The sequence below is a fragment of the Blastococcus sp. MG754426 genome (genome assembly GCF_021699055.1).
GTDB lineage: Bacteria > Actinomycetota > Actinomycetes > Mycobacteriales > Geodermatophilaceae > Blastococcus.
In genome coordinates this window covers 265,128-281,142 of record NZ_SSXC01000001.1, presented here as the reverse complement: position 1 = coordinate 281,142, position 16,015 = coordinate 265,128, and the positions used below count along the sequence as shown (strand labels likewise).

Here is a 16,015-nt window from a genome sequence, read left to right as displayed (position 1 = left end):
GATGCAATTTCCGGTGCTTGCTGCAACTCTGGATGATCGTGCCGGCCGACGGGTACCACCCGGCCGGCGGTGCACGCCGGTCGTCGGCCGGCAGTCCCGTCCCCAACTGAAGGAACCGCCCCTCGTGCGAAGAACCTCCGCCGTCTTCTGGGCCTCGCTGGCCGTCGTGCTCCCCTTCATCCTCTGGGGAGCCCTCTCACCCTCGTCGCTGGACTCGGCCGCCGGCGCGGCCCGCTCCTTCGTCGTCGACCGGTTCGGCTGGTTCTACCTGCTGACCGCGACGATCGTGCTGGTCGCCGTCATCGTGCTCGCGGCCACGCGGTGGGGGCGGATCCGGCTGGGTGCCGACACCGACCGGCCGGAGTACAGCACCCGCGCCTGGTTCGCGATGCTGTTCAGCGCCGGGATGGGCATCGGCCTGGTGTTCTGGGGTGTGGCGGAGCCGGTGTCGCACTTCCTCACGCCGCCGACGGCCACCCCGGAGAGCACGGAGGCCGCCCGCGACGCGCTGCGCTACTCCTTCTTCCACTGGGGTCTGCACCCGTGGGGCATCTACGCCGTCCTGGCGCTGGCCCTGGCCTACGCCCGGTTCCGCCGCGGTTGGAAGGCGACCATCAGCGGCGCGCTGCGGCCGGTCCTCGGTGACCGCGTCGACGGCCCGCTCGGCACGGCCGTGGACACCGTCGCCGTCGTCGCCACCGTGTTCGGTGTCGCGACCTCGCTCGGCCTGGGCGCCGCGCAGATCAACGGCGGGCTGAACTCGCTGAGCGACGGCATCGCCATCGGCTCCGGCGTGCAGCTGGCGATCATCGCGGTGGTCACCGTCCTGTTCCTGATCTCCGCGCTGTCCGGCATCAACCGCGGGATCAAGTGGCTCTCGACCGCCAATGTCGTGCTCGCCGTCGCGCTCTTCGCGTTCGTGCTCTTCACCGCGTCCTCCGGCCGGCTGGTGGGCGCGTTCACCACGACCCTCGGCAGCTACTTCGCCGAGCTGCCCACGATGAGCCTGCAGACCGGCCCCTTCGACGCCGAGCGTTCGGAGTGGATCAACGGCTGGACCATCTTCTACTGGGCGTGGTGGATCTCCTGGTCGCCGTTCGTGGCGACGTTCATCGCGCGCATCTCGCGCGGCCGCACCATCCGTGAGTTCGTCGTCGGCGTGCTCGCGGTGCCCACGCTGGTCAGCGGGCTGTGGTTCTCGGTGTTCGGCGGCGCCGGCATCCTCGCCGAGCAGGAGGGCGCCGGGCTCGCGGGCCAGGCGACCGAGCAGCAGCTGTTCGCCCTGCTGGACACCCTGCCCGGCGGCGTGATCGCCGGGATCGGCGCGATGATCCTCATCGTCACCTTCTTCGTGACCAGCGCCGACTCGGCCACCTTCGTGCTCGGCTCGCTGAGCAGCCGTGGCGGTCAGGACCCGGCGCGGGTGGTCAGCGTGATCTGGGGCCTGGTCATCTCCGCCTCCGCCGCCGTCCTGCTCGTCAGCGGGGGCCTGGGCGGGGTGCAGACCCCGGCCGCCTGGACCGGTGCGGTACCGTGGTGGCACAGCGCGGGGTGGAGCAGCTCGGTAGCTCGCTGGGCTCATAACCCAGAGGTCGCAGGTTCGAATCCTGTCCCCGCTACCAAGCGCAGAGGCCCTGCCTGGATCCTTCCGGATCCGGGCAGGGCCTCTGTCGTAGGCGGCGGACGCCGACCCGCGGAACGCCGGCCGAGGACGTCAGGTGGGTCGGGTCACCCTCGTGGCGTGACCGCCGCGCGGACAGGCTCCACCGGGGTGCCGGCCGTTCCACCGGCGGCCGGTCCCGCCTCGGTGTGGTGGAGCACTGCGCTCCCGGCTCCCGCCGGGCCCTGCGCGTCGGCGGCGGACCGGCCGAGCAGCCAGACGACCAGCAGCACGGTGAAGATGACCACGATGACCCCCACGGCCAGGGTGATCATCCGCCGCCGGGCCGGCTTCCAGCCCCCCATGCGGGACTCCGGGTCGTTCGGTCCACCGTTGCCGCGGTGGTCCCCTCCTGCGCTCATCGGTCCTCCCGGGATGGCCCGGTGCCACGCCAGCGGCTACCGGAGGTCGGGGTGCGGTCTCAGCCCGCGTCCGGGTCGATCAGGGCGAGGCCGGACGCGGGGTCGGGCCGACGCCGCAGGTGGGTCGGGCTGGTGGTCACGACCATCTCCAGCGTGGGCCGGGTCACCGCGCGCAGGAGGTGGCCACCGACCGTGGAGCCGTCCCGCAGGCCGCAGACGACGTGTCCGTGGACCTGCCACCCGCCGTCCGCGTCCAGCGTGATGTCGCCGGCCAGCGTCAGGACCTCCGCCTGGCTGTCCACCGGGATCTCGAGGTAGCGCTGCTCCTCGAGGTCGTAGAAGCCCAGGGTCGCCTCGGCGAAGGCGCCGATCGCGGTGAAGGAAGCGGCCGGCAGGTCCACGCTGCGCGCCCATCCGGTCAGGGTGGAGACGACCTCGTCCCCGGTCTCGAAGACGAGCGCCTGCTGTCGAGGCGGGCCGTCGGTGAGCGTGATCGCCTTCATCGTTCCCTCCCGGGGGCGCGAGCTCCTGGTGCAGGCCCGGTACCGGCCCGCCCCGCCGCCCGTCGGCGTCGGTCCGCACGTCCTGACCGGCTGAGCGTCCCCCCTCACCTCGGCGGGCGGCACGGTCATCCGATCGTAAAGTCCCCCGTCGGTTCCGTCCCAGCTCGACGGGTAGCGCGAGGACGGACGGTGCAACCGACGGGAGGGATCTCCCCATGAGCCAGACTGTCGCCGACGTCCTGCTCGACCGCCTCCGGGAGTGGGGGGTCGAGAAGGTCTTCTCCTATCCCGGTGACGGGATCAACGGCATCCTCGAAGCCTTCGGGAAGCAGGACGGCCTGCACTTCGTCCAGTCCCGGCACGAGGAGATGTCCGCTTTCGAGGCGGTGGGGTACGCGAAGTTCACCGGGCGGGTGGGCATCTGCATGGCCACCTCCGGCCCCGGCGCCATCCACCTGCTCAACGGTCTCTACGACGCCAAGCTCGACCACGTGCCCGTGGTGGCGATCGTCGGGCAGACCGACCGGACCGCCATGGGCGGCTCCTACCAGCAGGAGGTGGACCTGCTGTCGCTGTTCAAGGACGTAGCGCACCACTACGTGCACGTGGTGAGCGCGCCCGAGCAGCTCCCCAACGTGATCGACCGCGCGATGCGGATCGCCGCGGCCGAGCACGCGCCCACCGCCGTGATCGTCCCGGCGGACGTGCAGGAACTGGAGTACAGCCCGCCGACGCACGAGCACAAGATGGTCCCGTCCAGCAGCGTGCACACCTCGACCCCGACGGTCGTCGCGGACGACCCGTCGATCCGGGCGGCCGCCGACCTGCTCAACAGCGGCAGCAAGGTGGCGGTGCTGGTCGGGCAGGGCGCGCGCGGGGCCCGCGCCGAGGTGGTCGAGGTCGCCGACGTCCTGGGCGCCGGCGTCGCCAAGGCGCTGCTCGGCAAGGACGTGCTGCCCGACGACCTGCCGTTCGTCACCGGCTCGATCGGGTTGCTGGGCACCCGCCCGACCTGGGACATGATGAACGACTGCGACACCCTGCTGACGGTGGGCTCCAACCTGCCCTACAGCGAGTTCTTCCCCGAGTACGGCCAGGCGCGCGGCGTGCAGATCGACCACGACGCGAAGTTCATCGGCATGCGCTACCCGTACGAGCTCAACCTCGTGGGTGACGCCGCCACCACCCTCCATGCGCTGCTCCCGCTGCTGGAGCGCAAGACCGACCGATCCTGGCGCGAGGGCATCGAGGACGACGTCCGGCGCTGGTGGGAGACCATCCACATGCGGGCGATGACCGACGCGAACCCGGTCAACCCGATGCGGCTGTTCTGGGAGCTCAACGACCGGATGCCGGGCAACGCGATCATCACCGCGGACTCCGGGTCGGCGGCCAACTGGTACGCCCGCCACCTGCGGTTCGGCCCGGACGTGCGTGGCTCCCTGTCCGGGACGCTGGCCACCATGGGCCCGGCGGTGCCCTACGGCATCGGCGCCAAGTTCGGCCACCCCGACCGGCCGGTCGTCGCCTTCGTCGGTGACGGGGCGATGCAGATGAACGGCCTGGCCGAGCTGATCACGATCTCCCGGTACTGGAAGCAGTGGGCGGATCCGCGGCTCGTCGTCGCGGTGCTGCACAACAACGACCTCAACCAGGTCACCTGGGAGATGCGCGCCATGGGCGGCTTTCCGAAGCTGGCCGACTCGCAGACCCTGCCCGACGTCTCCTACGCGGACTTCGCCGCCGGGCTGGGCCTCGAGGCGATCACGGTCGACGACCCGGAGCAGGTCGGGCCTGCCTGGGACCGGGCGCTGGCGGCCGGCCGGCCGGCCCTGCTCGACGTGCACGTCGACGCCGACGTGCCGCCGATCCCGCCGCACGCGACGCTCGAGCAGATGACCGAGACGGCCAAGTCGCTGTTCAAGGGGGACGAGGACGCCTGGGGCGTGGTCAAGCAGGGGGCCAAGACCAAGATCCAGGAGTTCCTCCCGCACCGGAGCTGACCGATGGCGGTCACCGACCTGCCCCCGCCCACGGACCGGCCGCCGGAGCCGGCCGGGCCCGGCCGGGTGGACGTCGCGGCGCTGGCGGCCGACCTGCGCCGCCGGGTCGACGGCGGCGTCCGGTTCGACGAGGGCACCCGTGGCGCCTACTCCACCGACGCCTCGAACTACCGGATGCCGCCGTTGGGGGTCGTGGAGCCCTGCACCGTGGAGGCGGCGGTCGAGGCGGCCGCGGTCTGCCGGGAGCACGGCGTGCCCCTGCTGTCCCGCGGCGGGGGCACCAGCCTGGCCGGGCAGACCACCAACGCCGCCGTCGTCCTGGACTGGAGCCGGCACTGCAACCGGCTGCTGGAGCTCGACACCGACCGGCGGACCTGCGTCGTGGAACCGGGGATCGTGCTCGACCACCTCGATGCCCGGCTCGCCGGGCACGGGCTGACCTGGGGGCCTCAGCCGGCGACGCACTGGACCTGCACGGTCGGGGGGATGCTCGGCAACAACGCATGCGGCGCGTCGGCGCAGGTGTACGGCAAGGCCGTCGACAAGGTCTCCCGGCTGGAGGTCCTGCTGGCCGACGGCACGCGCATGTGGGTGGGCCCCACCTCCGACGAGGAGTACGACGAGATCATCCGGGCGGGCGGTCGCCCGGCCGAGGTCCACCGCGGCCTGCGGGAGCTGCGGGACCGCTACCTGGCCGAGATCCGCACCGGGTTCCCGCGGATCCCGCGGCGGGTGTCCGGCTACAACCTGGACGCCCTGCTCCCGGAGAACGGCTTCGACGTGGCCCGGGCGCTGGTGGGCAGCGAAGGGACCCTCGTCACCGTGCTGCGCGCGGAGCTGCAGCTCTCCGAGCTGCCGCGGTTCCGCCGGCTGGCGGTGCTCGGCTACCGCGACGTCGTCGCGGCCGGTGGCGACGTGGCCCGGGTGCTCCCGCACCGGCCGCACCGGCTGGAGGGCGTCGACGAGGTGCTGCGCCGGAACCAGGACGAGCTCGGCATGAACCCGCGGGCCCTGGAGAAGCTGCCCGGCGGCAGCGGCTGGCTGCTGGTCGAGCTCGCCGGGGACGTCGAGGAGGAGCTGGCCGGCCGGCTGGACGGGATGATCGCCGATCTCCGGTCCGGCCCCGAGCCGCCGGAGGTCCTGGTCCTGACCGATCCGCAGGACCAGGCGGACATGTGGGCCTTCCGCGAGTCCGGGCTCGGGGCGACCGCGCATCCGCCGGACGCACCCGACACCTGGCCGGGGTGGGAGGACTCCGCGGTCGCCCCCGAGCAGCTGGGCGACTACCTCGCCGACCTGCGTGCACTGCTCGACCGGCACGGGCTCACCCCCTCGTCGCTGTACGGCCACTTCGGCCACGGCTGCGTCCACCTCCGCATCCCCTTCCCGCTCGGGGAGGCCGGCGGGGAGGACCCGTACCGGTCGTTCCTGGAGGACGCCGCCGACCTGGTGGCCCGGTACGGCGGGTCGATGTCCGGCGAGCACGGCGACGGGCAGGTGCGCGGTGAGCTGCTGCCGCGCATGTTCGCCCCGGAGCTGGTGGAGGCCTTCGGGCGGACCAAGGCGCTGCTGGACCCGCAGAACCGGATGAACCCGGGCAAGGTCGTGGCCCCGTACCCGCTGGACGAGCACCTGCGGCTCACCGGCGGGTACCCGGCCTGGGAACCCCCCGTCGCGTTCGCGTACCCGGAGGACGGCGGGTCGTTCGCGAACGCCGCCGCGCGGTGCGTGGGGGTCGGCAAGTGCCGTTCCTCGCTGGAGTCCGCGTCCGGCCAGGTCATGTGCCCCAGCTACCAGGTGACCGGGGACGAGGAGCACTCCACCCGTGGCCGGGCGCGGCTGCTGTTCGAGATGCTGCGCGGTGACGTGATCCGCGACCGGTGGCGCTCGACCGCCGTCCGCGACGCGCTGGACCTGTGCCTGGCCTGCAAGGGCTGCCGCAGCGACTGCCCGGTCGACGTGGACATGGCCACCTACAAGGCGGAGTTCCTGTCCCACCACTACGCGGGCCGGCTGCGCCCGCGGACGCACTACACCCTCGGCTGGTTGCCGCTGGTCGCCCGCGTCGCCGCGCTGGCGCCACGAGTGGTCAACGTGCTGACCCAGACGCCCGTGCTGCGCACGGTCGCCAAGCGCGTCGGCGGGGTGACCCCCGAACGGGACCTGCCGCTGTTCGCGCCGCGGCGTTTCACCTCCTGGTACCGGGAGCGGGGACCGCGGGGCACCGGGGAGCGCGGCGAGGTGCTGCTCTGGCCGGACACCTTCACCGAGTTCTTCCAGCCGCACATCGGCCAGGCGGCGGTGACGGTCCTGGAGGATGCGGGCTTCACGGTCCGGATCCCCGACCGCGAGCTGTGCTGCGGGCTCACCTGGATCTCCACCGGTCAGCTGGGCACGGCCTCGCGGATCCTGCGCCGGACGGCGGGCGCGCTGGCACCGGACCTGCGCGCGGGCACCCCCGTGCTGGCGCTGGAGCCCAGCTGCACCGCGGTCTTCCGGTCCGACGCGCCCGAGCTGCTCCCGGACGACGAGGACGTCCGGCTGCTCGCGGAGCGCACGCGGACTCTGGCCGAGCTCCTGGGCGAACGGGCCGCCGACTGGGCGCCGCCCGCGGCCGACCGCGCCGCGGTGGTGCAGACCCACTGCCACCACCACTCGATCATGGGCTTCGACTCCGACCGCGAGCTGATGCGCAGGGCCGGGTTCGACGCCGACGTGCTGGACTCCGGCTGCTGCGGGCTCGCCGGCAACTTCGGGTTCGAGCGCGGTCACCACGACGTCTCCATGGCGTGCGCCGAACAGGTGCTGCTGCCCACCGTGCGTCAGGGTGATCCGCAGGCGGTCGTGCTCGCCGACGGCTTCAGCTGCCGGACGCAGGTCGAGCAGGGGGGGACCGGCCGGCGGGCCGTGCACCTGGCCGAGGCCCTGGCCGGGCTGGTCACCGGCGCGCGACTCGGGGACCGCCCGGAGCAGGTGCTGGCGCCCGCCCCGCGGCCGCCCGGCCGCCTCGCCCAGGCGCTGGCGCTGGCCGCGGCCGCCGGCGCCACCGGTGCCGCGGTGGGCGGGCTGGTCACCGGCGTCCGGCGGGTCGTGACCGGGGGGCGGCCGTGACGGCCGCCCCCGACACCCCGGTGCGGGGCGTGGAGGTCGCCGTCTACCAGGTGCCGACCGACCTGCCGGAGGCCGACGGCACCCTGCGGTGGGACGCGACGACGGCGGTCGTGGTCCGCGCCCGGGCGGGCGGGCGCACCGGGACCGGCTGGACCTACGCGGACGCGGCGACCGCCGCGGTGGTGCGGGGGCTGCTGGCCGGCGTCGTCGAGGGCCGGTCGGCGCTGCACCCCCAGGGGGCCACCCACGCCATGGCGCGGGCCGCACGGAACGCCGGGGTGCCCGGCTTGGTCGCCATGGCGATCTCCGCGGTCGACGTCGCGCTCTGGGACCTCAAGGCCCGGCTGCTCGACCTGCCGCTCGCGGCCCTCCTCGGCACCGTGCGGCAGGACTCGCCGGTGTACGCCAGCGGCGGCTTCACCACCTACGACGACGCGCGGACCCGCGAGCAGCTGGCCGGCTGGCTCGACCGGGGGTTCGACCGGGTGAAGGTCAAGATCGGGGAGTCGTGGGGCGGCGCGGAGGGCCGTGACCTGGCCCGCACCCGGCTGGCCCGGGAGGTCGTCGGGGACGGGGTGGACCTGCTGGTCGACGCCAACGGCGGCTACACCGCCAAGCAGGCGGTCCGGGTCGGCCGGGAGCTCGACGACCTGGGGGTCGTCTGGTTCGAGGAGCCGGTCTCCTCCGAGGACCTGGCCGGGCTGCGGCTCGTACGCCGCACCCTGGACTGCGACGTCGCCGCCGGGGAGTACGGGGCCCGCATCGAGGACTTCGCCGCCCTGTGCGGGACCGGCGCCGTGGACTGCCTGCAGGTCGACGCCAGCCGCTGCGGCGGGGTCACCGAGTGGCTGCGGGCGGCCGCGGTCGCGGCGGGGCACGGGCTGGAGGTCTCCGCGCACTGCGTCCCGACGTTGCACGCGCACCTGGGCCCGGCCACGCCCAACCTGCGCCACCTCGAGTGGTTCCACGACCACGAGCGCGTGGAGGCGCGGCTGTTCGACGGCGCACCGGAGCCGCGGTCCGGGCGGGTCCGCCCCGACCCGGGCGCACCCGGGCTCGGCGTGACCCTCCGGGAGGCCGACGTCGCTGAGCTGCGGATCGGCTGACCGGCTCAGGCCGGCTGCTGGCGGGACCGCCGCCGCGCGTACCAGTACGCGAGCAGGGCGAGCACCGGCGGGGCGACGACGAGGGACGCCCGGAGCACCCTGATGACGGTGGCGACCGGCGCGCCGATGACCTGCGCGATGACGTCGCTGGCGGCGCCGAGCGACAGCAGCACCGTCACCGTGACGAGCAGCGCCACGAAGGCGACCCGGACGGGCGCGTGGAAGGGGTGCTCGCTGAGGTCCTGCTCGGCGGGGGAGCGCCGCCGGAACAGCGCTTCCAGCAGCGGCCAGAGCAGCGCCGCGCCGCCGAGGGCCGCCGGCAGCAGCACCCCGCCGAGCAGCGGGTTGGTGATCGTCGCGCCGAGCACGGTCACGTCGACGGCCGGGAGCAGCAGGATGGCCCCCTCCATCGGGAACAGGTACCAGTCGGGGTACATGTCGTTGCCGGCCACCCCCGGCAGGAACGGGCCGATGTGCGTCACGTCCCCGAAGGGCACCAGCGTCGCGGCGAGCACCAGCAGCGCGCAGACCAGCGCCACCAGCTGCGCGGCGCGCGACCGGAGGCCGACCCCGGTGGGCACGGCGACCAGCCACCGGCCGTCGGTGTCCCGCCGGCGGGGGAGGACCGTGTGCCGGTGGCTGACCACGAGCCAGAGGTGCGCGGCCAGGCCGAGCAGGAAGGCCACCGGCAGGAGCAGGACGTGCAGCCAGAACAACCGGGCGACGACGTCGTCGACGTCGGGTCCGGCGAACACGAGGTCGGCGAGCTCGGTGCCGACGTAGGGGATGCTCGCCGCGATCGTGTAGCCGATCCGGACGCTGCTGCCGGTGACCACGTCGTAGACCAGGTTCTGCCCCGTCCAGCCGAGGGCGAGGGCGAGGGCGAGCAGGACCAGCCCGACGAGGTAGTTGACGAAGCGGCGCCCCCGGAACGCGCCGGCCAGGAGGACGCGCAGCGCGTGCAGCAGCAGCGCGGCCACGAACAGGTAGCTGGCCGCGCGGTGCACCCGGCGCAGCAGGAGACCCCCCGGCACGTCCTCCTCGATCGTGACCACCGACGAGAACGCGGCGGGCAGCTCCCGTCCGGCGTACAGGGCGGCCGAGCCGTCGTACTCCACGAGCTCGGTGGAGGGTTGGTAGAAGAAGGTCAGCACCACGCCGGTCAGCAGCAGCACCACGAACGCGATCACCGCGACCGGTCCGAGCAGGAACGACCAGTGCGTCGGCACGAACAGCTCGCGCAGCCACCGGGGCCGGGTGGGGACCTCCTGGACGCTCATCCGCGCACCGGCCCGATCGGGGTCGGGAACCCGTCCGTCGCCACGAGGAAGCCGTCGCCGTCGACCCCGAGGGGCAGCTGGGGCAGCGGCCGGGACGCCGGGCCGAACGTCGGCACCGCGCCCCGTGCCGCGTCGAACGTCGCCTGGTGGCACGGGCAGAAGAGGGAGTCGGTGTCCTCCTGGTAGAGGCCGACCGGGCAGCCGGCGTGCGTGCAGATCTTGGAGTACGCGACGATGCGGTCGCCGACCACCCAGTCGAGCACCGTGGGTGGCTGGGCCTCCTGCGTCGCCAGCCGCACGAGCACCACGGCCGAGAGGTCGGCGCGGACCGACCCCTCGGGCCAGACGGTGCCGAACCCACCCACCGGCACGTCGGCGGCACGGATGCGCTGCCCCTCCGCGGTGACCAGGTGCACGCCGCGCCGCCAGGCCGTGACCGGCCCGCCGTCCCGGCCGGACCACGCCAGCAACCCGACACCGGTCAGCGCGCCGACGCCGAGGCCGCCCAGCCCGCCGAGGACCCACCTCCGGCGCACGGGGGTGGCGACGGCGGCTGCCGCTGCGGTCGCCACGGGGGCGTCGCCCGGGCAGCGCTCGTCCGGCCAGACCAGCTCCCGCGCGACCGGGCCGCGGACCTGCCCCACGACGACGGCCACGGCCAGCAGGGCACCGGTCAGCGCGAGCCCCAGCGCCGACGTCGGCCAGTCCAGGAACACGCCCGCGACGAAGGCCACGAGCAGGGCGGCGGCGACGGCGCCGACGCCGACCGGCACCGGACGGCGCAGGCGGTCCCCGGCGGCGCCGGGACGGACCCCGGTCACGGCCGCGTGCCCCCCGTCTCCTCCGTCTCGTCCACCGGTGGACCGTCCGGCCGCAGGTCCGGCCGCCGGCCGCGCCGGGCGACGACGAAGAGCGTCCCGACGACGGTCAGGGCCAGCAGCGCGGTGAAGACGCCGCCGTACACCCGGCCGATGTCGGACAGGCCCAGCGGCGTGGTCTCGGCGTCGGAGAGGTCCTGCACGTAGGCGGCGATGTCGGCGGCGTCCTGCTCGCTGATCACCTCGTCGCCGAAGCGGGGCATCTCGAAGGGGCCCACGCGGAGGGCCTCCACGATCCCGGTGGGGTCGATCCCGGTGACCTCCGGGGCGATCGTCCCGTCGGCCGAGATGCCGCCGTTCCCGGCGGCGCTGTGGCAGGGCGCGCAGTTGGTCAGCCACAGCGGCTGCCCGCGGCCGGGGTCGCCCGGACCGACCTGGGGGATCCCACCGGTCAGCTCGAACTCCCCGGCCATCCAGGCGACCACCGCTTCCCGCTGCTCGTCGGTGAGCCGCTCCTCGACCGCGCCGACCTCCCGGTGCAGGAGCGGCATCCGCCCCGTCCGGATGACCAGGTCGACGTAGGCGACCGGCAGACCGCGCAGGTCCGGCCCCGCCTCCACCCCGGTGCCGGGGATGCCGCTGCCGTCGTTGTTGTGGCAGATGCCGCAGTACCGCTGGTAGACCGTCCCGCCCTCGGTGAGCTCCGCGGTCCGCGGTGCGGGGGCGGCCTCGACCGGCGCCGTCGCCAGCGTGAGCCCCGCGCACGCCAGGACCAGCGCCAGGACGAGCAGCCAGCGCGCCGGGCGGCGGGCGCTCACGGTGTCCCCAGCGAGTACAGGTAGGCGACGATGGCGTCGACGTCCTCGTCGGTCACGCCCAGGTCGGGCATGAGGTTGCCGGGGTCGATCCGCTGCGGGTCCTGGATCCACGCCTCGAGGTTCTCCCGGGTGTGCGGCAGCGTGCCCGCGACCGTCCGCCGCTCGACGATCGTGCCCAGCGGCGGGCCGACCCGCCCCTGCGGGCCGGCGACGCCGGGTACCTGGTGGCAGGAGGCGCAGCCGTACTCGCGCAGCAGCTCCCGCCCGCGCTCGGGGGAGGCCTGGAACTCCCCGTCCCCGCCCGTCGCGTCGGTGCAGGCCGTCAGCCCGGCCGCGGCGGCGACCAGCGCCGCGGCCAGCCGGGCCCGGGGGCCGCGCGGTCGCCCGGTCACCAGCACGGTCCGTACGCGAGGACGGGCGGCAGCGCCAGCACGATGAGGCCGACCGCGAGCAGGTTCATGGTGAGGCCGGTGAGCGCCAGCATCCGGTTGCGCGCGGGGCTGGGCACCGGGTCCCAGGCGCCGGCGGGGGGTGCCTCCTCCGGGTCGCGACGGCGCCGCCACGGCAGCAGCGGCCGGGGCTCCGGGCCCGGGACCGCGGCGGACTCCGGCTGCGGCGGCAGGTGGCGCATCGCCCACCAGGACGCCCAGCTCGCGGCGACGGCCGCACCGGCGAGCAGCACGGTGAGCCCGACCAGGTAGGCGGGGAGGACCGGGCTCTCGGTGGGGCAGGCCACCTCGACGGCCCAGTAGCCGGCCAGCAGGTGCAGCAGCCAGGCCGAGGTGCCGCCACCGACGCCGAACCAGAAGAGGACGGGGCGGCCGGCGGGTCGCCTGGTCTCCGGGGTCGCGGCGGTCACCAGAACCTCGGTGCCAGGTAGAGGGTGGCGGCGACGACGATCCAGGACCAGACGACGAAGTACCAGTAGTGGGCGGCGGTCACCACCATCTCCTGCTCCCGCGGTCGCATGCCGCCGGACCGCACCCGCAGGAGGACCACGCCGAGCCCGAGCAGCGCCAGCACGGCGTTGACGTGGTGGAAGCCGGCGAGGGCGAGGAAGAGGGAGCCGTAGACGTCGCGCTGCGGGTCGATGTCGTTGGCCGAGTAGTCGGCGAACTGCACCGCCAGGAAGGCCGCCCCCAGGGCGAGGGCAGCGGCCAGCGCGGCGGGGCCCCGGCCGTCGCTGCGGCCGGCCCGGGCCGCGAGGTGGACCGCGGCCACCGGGACGGCGCTGAGCACGAGCAGCCCGGTGGCGACCGCCGTCAGCCCCAGCGCGGGGGCCGGGGCCGGGGCGGGCGGCCAGGTGTCGAACCCGTCCCGGAGGTAGAAGTAGGAGAACAGCAGCGCCGCCAGCATCGACACCAGGACCAGCTGGAGCAGCAGCATCCCCCACCACCCGGTGCCCCGGGCGATGTGCGGGGCCGGGCGCGGAGCGGCCTCCCCGGTGTGCCCGCTGGTCCTCACCGCTGGTCCTGCCTGTCCCAGATCCACGCCACCCCGGTGACGACGGCGGCGAGCACACCGGTGAGGGCCAGCGGGTAGACGTCGATCATCGTGCCGATCAGGGCGACGGTGAGCGCGACGGCCATCACCAGCGGCCACCACGACTTCTGCGGCAGGGTGACCAGCTCCTCGGGGGCGGCGTCGAGGACGCTGGTCAGCACGACCTGGCGCACGGGTGCACGCGGCTCGCGCAGCTCGTCCTGCCAGGTGGCCGGGTCGTACCTCGGCCGGAAGGGGCGGGTGTCCCAGAGGGGTGACCGGCTGGCGACCTCGGGGATGCCGCGGAAGTTGTAGGCGGGCGGCGGCGAGGTCGCGTACCAGTCGAGGGTCTCCCCGCCCCAGGGGTCGTCGCCGGCGCGCTCGCCGTAGCGGGCCGAGTGCACCACGTTCCCCAGCGTCATGAGCAGGCCGAGCGTGAGGACGACGGTGCCCCAGGTCGCGATGGCCTGCGTGAGCTCCCACCCGGTGCTCTCGGCGTAGGTGTACAGGCGCCGCGGCATGCCCTGGAGACCGGTGATGTGCAGGGGGAAGAACGTCACGTTGAAGCCGATGAAGGTCAGCCAGAACCCGATCGTGCCGAGGCGTTCGTCGAGCAGCCGGCCGGTGATCTTCGGCATCCAGAAGTGGACGGCGGCCAGGACGGGGAAGAGGATCCCGCCGATGAGCACGTAGTGGAAGTGCGCGACGACGAAGTAGCTGTCGTGCGCCTGGGTGTCGAAGGGGACGGAGGCGACCATCACCCCGGTGACCCCGCCGAGGACGAAGATCACGATGAACCCGACGACGTACATCATCGGGGTCTTCCAGACCGCCCGGCCCTGCCAGATGGTGGCGATCCACGCCGAGATCTGGATGGCGCTCGGGATCGGGATGAACAAGCTGGCCACGGAGAAGAAGGCGAGCCCCAGCTGCGGGATCCCGGTGGTGAACATGTGGTGCACCCACACGCCGAACGACAGGATGCCGATGGCGACGGTGGAGACCGCGATCAGGCTGTAGCCGACGATCCGGCTGCGGGCGAAGACGGGCACGATCGTGGAGACGATGCCCAGGCCGGGCAGCAGGATGATGTAGACCTCGGGGTGGCCGAAGAACCAGAAGAGGTGCTGCCAGAGCAGGGACTCCCCGCCGGCCGCCGGGTCGTAGAAGTGCGTGCCGACCTTGCGGTCCAGCTCGAGCAGCACGCTGGCGACCACCAGCGGCGGGAACGCGAAGATGACGGCGATCCCCGTCACCAGCACGTTCCACGCCAGCAGGGGCATCTGGCTGATCTTCATGCCCGGCGCCCGGTAGCGGAGGATCAGCACCACCAGCTCGATCGCGCCCGCGATCGTCGCGATCTCCACGAAGGTCACGCCGAGCAGCCAGAAGTCGATCGAGGAGCTCGGGGAGTACTCGGGGCCGGTGAGCGGGGTGTAGGCGAACCACCCGCCGTCGGGCACCTGGCCGAACAGGAAGCTGCTGTAGAGGAAGATCCCGCCGAGCACGTAGATGTACCAGCCGAACGCGGTGAGCCGCGGGAACGGCAGGTCGCGGGTGCCGAGCATCAGCGGCAGGAAGTACATCGCGAACGCTTCACCCACCGGCACGGCGAAGAGGAACATCATCGTCGTGCCGTGCATGGTGAACAGCTCGTTGTAGGTCTGCGCGTCGAGGAAGGTGCTCTCGGCGCTGCCCAGCTGCCAGCGCATGAGCACCGACTGGATGCCGCCCAGGCCGAAGAAGACGAACGCGGTGACGAGGAAGCGCTGGGCCACCTGCTTGTGGTTGAGCGCGGTGAACCAGCCGGCCGCCCCGGGTTGGGTGGCCCAGGTGGCGGCGAGCCGGTCCTCCGTGGCGGGCGGGTCCTGGAGGGTGGTCACCGCAGGCCCTCCAGGTAGGCCAGCAGCGCCTGCAGGTCCTCGCCCGAGAGGTTGCTCGGCGGCATGCGGACGCCGGACTTGAGCCCCTGCGGGTCGAGGATCCAGCCGGCCAGGTTGCCCCGCGTGTTCTCCAGCATCCCGGCGGCGATGGTGTCGCGCGTCGCCAGGTGGGTCAGGTCCGGCGCGAAGTCCGCGCCCTCGCTGACGTCCTCGATGCGGTGGCACTGGCCGCAGCCGGCGGCCAGGAACACCTCGCGGCCGGCCTCCGCCAGGTCGCTGCCCGGTTCGGCGGGACCCGCCTGCAGGGCGCGCAGGTGCTCGCTGAACTCCTCCTCCTCCTGGGCGACCAGGACGAACTGCATGCGGGCGTGCTGGATGCCGCAGAACTCCGCGCACTCGCCGAGGTACCGGCCGGCCTCGTCGACCTGCAGGGAGAGGACGTTCGTGTGGCCCGGGAACAGGTCGAGCTTCCCGGCCACCGGGGGGATCCAGAGGCTGTGGATCACGTCCGCGGACGTCAGCTCCAGCCGGACCGGCCGGTCGACGGGGACGTGGATCTCGTTCGCCGTCACGACGCCGGCCTCGGGGTAGCGCACCTCCCACCAGAACTGGTGGCCGACGACCTCGACGGTCAGCTCCCCGGGCGGCGCGGGCCGTGAGGTCTGGACGCCGACCACCAGGCTGTAGACGAAGACGATCGGCAGCACGACGACGGGGACGACCACCCCCCACACGGCGATGAACGCCTTGGCGCCGCGGTCGTTCGCCCGCGGTTCCCGGTGCGCGCGGTGCCGCAGCGCCAGCACCAGGAAGACCACGGTGGCCAGCCACAGCAGGCCGCCCAGGACGATCATGAACCAGGTGAGGCCGGCGATCTGCGCCGCCTCGGGACCCACGGGGTCGAGCACCGAGCCCGGCGCCGGTGCCGCCACCGGAGCGGGTTCGGCAGGCACGGTCGCGGACCTCCGGGGCAGGTGGGCGGGAGCGCC

13 protein-coding genes, 1 tRNA gene and 1 pseudogene are annotated in these 16,015 nt (G+C 73.7%); 5 read left to right on the top strand and 10 right to left on the bottom strand.

Translation table 11 applies throughout. The annotated features are described in order from the left end of the window. Position 1 precedes the first annotated feature (1 nt). Together E9549_RS24420 and E9549_RS01395 are read left to right on the top strand one after the other, a co-directional pair. Positions 2-1,474 (top strand): annotated as a pseudogene (locus E9549_RS24420) (BCCT family transporter); the annotation flags it as partial. 71 nt (positions 1,475-1,545) lie between these two features. Further along, a tRNA-Met gene (locus E9549_RS01395) sits at positions 1,546-1,622 on the top strand. 106 nt (positions 1,623-1,728) lie between these two features. On the opposite strand, the gene E9549_RS01390 is transcribed toward E9549_RS01395, so the two are convergent. Both E9549_RS01390 and E9549_RS01385 read right to left on the bottom strand, forming a co-directional pair. Next, positions 1,729-2,022, bottom strand: a complete 294-nt coding sequence (locus tag E9549_RS01390) for a hypothetical protein (protein WP_236824783.1) — start codon at positions 2,020-2,022, stop codon at positions 1,729-1,731. 59 nt (positions 2,023-2,081) lie between these two features. Further along, complete coding sequence (locus E9549_RS01385) at positions 2,082-2,525, bottom strand: PPC domain-containing DNA-binding protein (protein ID WP_236824782.1); 444 nt, start codon at positions 2,523-2,525, stop codon at positions 2,082-2,084. A 215-nt stretch (positions 2,526-2,740) separates the two neighbouring features. Here E9549_RS01385 and E9549_RS01380 point away from each other — a divergent pair, with 215 nt between their 5' ends. The 3 genes from E9549_RS01380 to E9549_RS01370 are packed head-to-tail and all read left to right on the top strand — an operon-like array spanning position 2,741 to position 8,745. Beyond that, a complete protein-coding gene (locus E9549_RS01380; RefSeq protein ID WP_236824781.1) occupies positions 2,741-4,528 on the top strand; it encodes a thiamine pyrophosphate-requiring protein in 1,788 nt (595 codons plus the stop codon). A 3-nt stretch (positions 4,529-4,531) separates the two neighbouring features. Continuing rightward, on the top strand, positions 4,532-7,639 hold the full coding sequence (locus E9549_RS01375) for an FAD-binding and (Fe-S)-binding domain-containing protein (RefSeq protein WP_236824780.1): 3,108 nt from the start codon (positions 4,532-4,534) through the stop codon (positions 7,637-7,639). Then, positions 7,636-8,745 (top strand): enolase C-terminal domain-like protein, encoded by a 1,110-nt coding sequence (locus E9549_RS01370; RefSeq protein ID WP_236824779.1) that lies wholly within the window; start codon positions 7,636-7,638, stop codon positions 8,743-8,745. Before E9549_RS01375 ends, E9549_RS01370 begins: the two co-directional genes overlap by 4 nt. 5 nt (positions 8,746-8,750) lie before the next feature. Here E9549_RS01370 and E9549_RS01365 read toward each other — a convergent pair whose 3' ends face one another. Genes E9549_RS01365 through coxB form a run of 8 tightly spaced genes read right to left on the bottom strand, consistent with a single transcriptional unit; the run spans position 8,751 to position 15,979 of the window. Then, positions 8,751-10,025 (bottom strand): cytochrome b N-terminal domain-containing protein, encoded by a 1,275-nt coding sequence (locus tag E9549_RS01365; RefSeq protein WP_236824778.1) that lies wholly within the window; start codon positions 10,023-10,025, stop codon positions 8,751-8,753. Next, positions 10,022-10,846: a ubiquinol-cytochrome c reductase iron-sulfur subunit gene (locus E9549_RS23925; protein WP_236824777.1), complete on the bottom strand. Its 825-nt coding sequence runs from the start codon at positions 10,844-10,846 to the stop codon at positions 10,022-10,024. Before E9549_RS23925 ends, E9549_RS01365 begins: the two co-directional genes overlap by 4 nt. Further along, positions 10,843-11,661 (bottom strand): c-type cytochrome, encoded by an 819-nt coding sequence (locus E9549_RS01355; RefSeq protein ID WP_236824776.1) that lies wholly within the window; start codon positions 11,659-11,661, stop codon positions 10,843-10,845. Before E9549_RS01355 ends, E9549_RS23925 begins: the two co-directional genes overlap by 4 nt. Continuing rightward, positions 11,658-12,053, bottom strand: a complete 396-nt coding sequence (locus tag E9549_RS01350; protein WP_236824775.1) for a cytochrome c family protein — start codon at positions 12,051-12,053, stop codon at positions 11,658-11,660. The genes E9549_RS01355 and E9549_RS01350 overlap by 4 nt, the downstream gene beginning before the upstream one ends. Further along, positions 12,050-12,520 carry a hypothetical protein gene (locus E9549_RS01345; protein WP_236824774.1) on the bottom strand — a complete coding sequence of 157 codons (471 nt, stop codon included), beginning with the start codon at positions 12,518-12,520 and terminating at the stop codon, positions 12,050-12,052. The genes E9549_RS01350 and E9549_RS01345 overlap by 4 nt, the downstream gene beginning before the upstream one ends. Then, positions 12,517-13,125, bottom strand: coding sequence for a cytochrome c oxidase subunit 3 (locus E9549_RS01340; RefSeq protein WP_236824773.1), 609 nt, complete (start codon positions 13,123-13,125; stop codon positions 12,517-12,519). Before E9549_RS01340 ends, E9549_RS01345 begins: the two co-directional genes overlap by 4 nt. Then, a complete protein-coding gene (ctaD, locus tag E9549_RS01335) occupies positions 13,122-15,026 on the bottom strand; it encodes a cytochrome c oxidase subunit I (protein WP_236824772.1) in 1,905 nt (634 codons plus the stop codon). The genes E9549_RS01340 and ctaD overlap by 4 nt, the downstream gene beginning before the upstream one ends. Further along, on the bottom strand, positions 15,023-15,979 hold the full coding sequence (coxB, locus tag E9549_RS01330; protein ID WP_236824771.1) for a cytochrome c oxidase subunit II: 957 nt from the start codon (positions 15,977-15,979) through the stop codon (positions 15,023-15,025). The genes ctaD and coxB overlap by 4 nt, the downstream gene beginning before the upstream one ends. Positions 15,980-16,015: the final 36 nt, after the last annotated feature.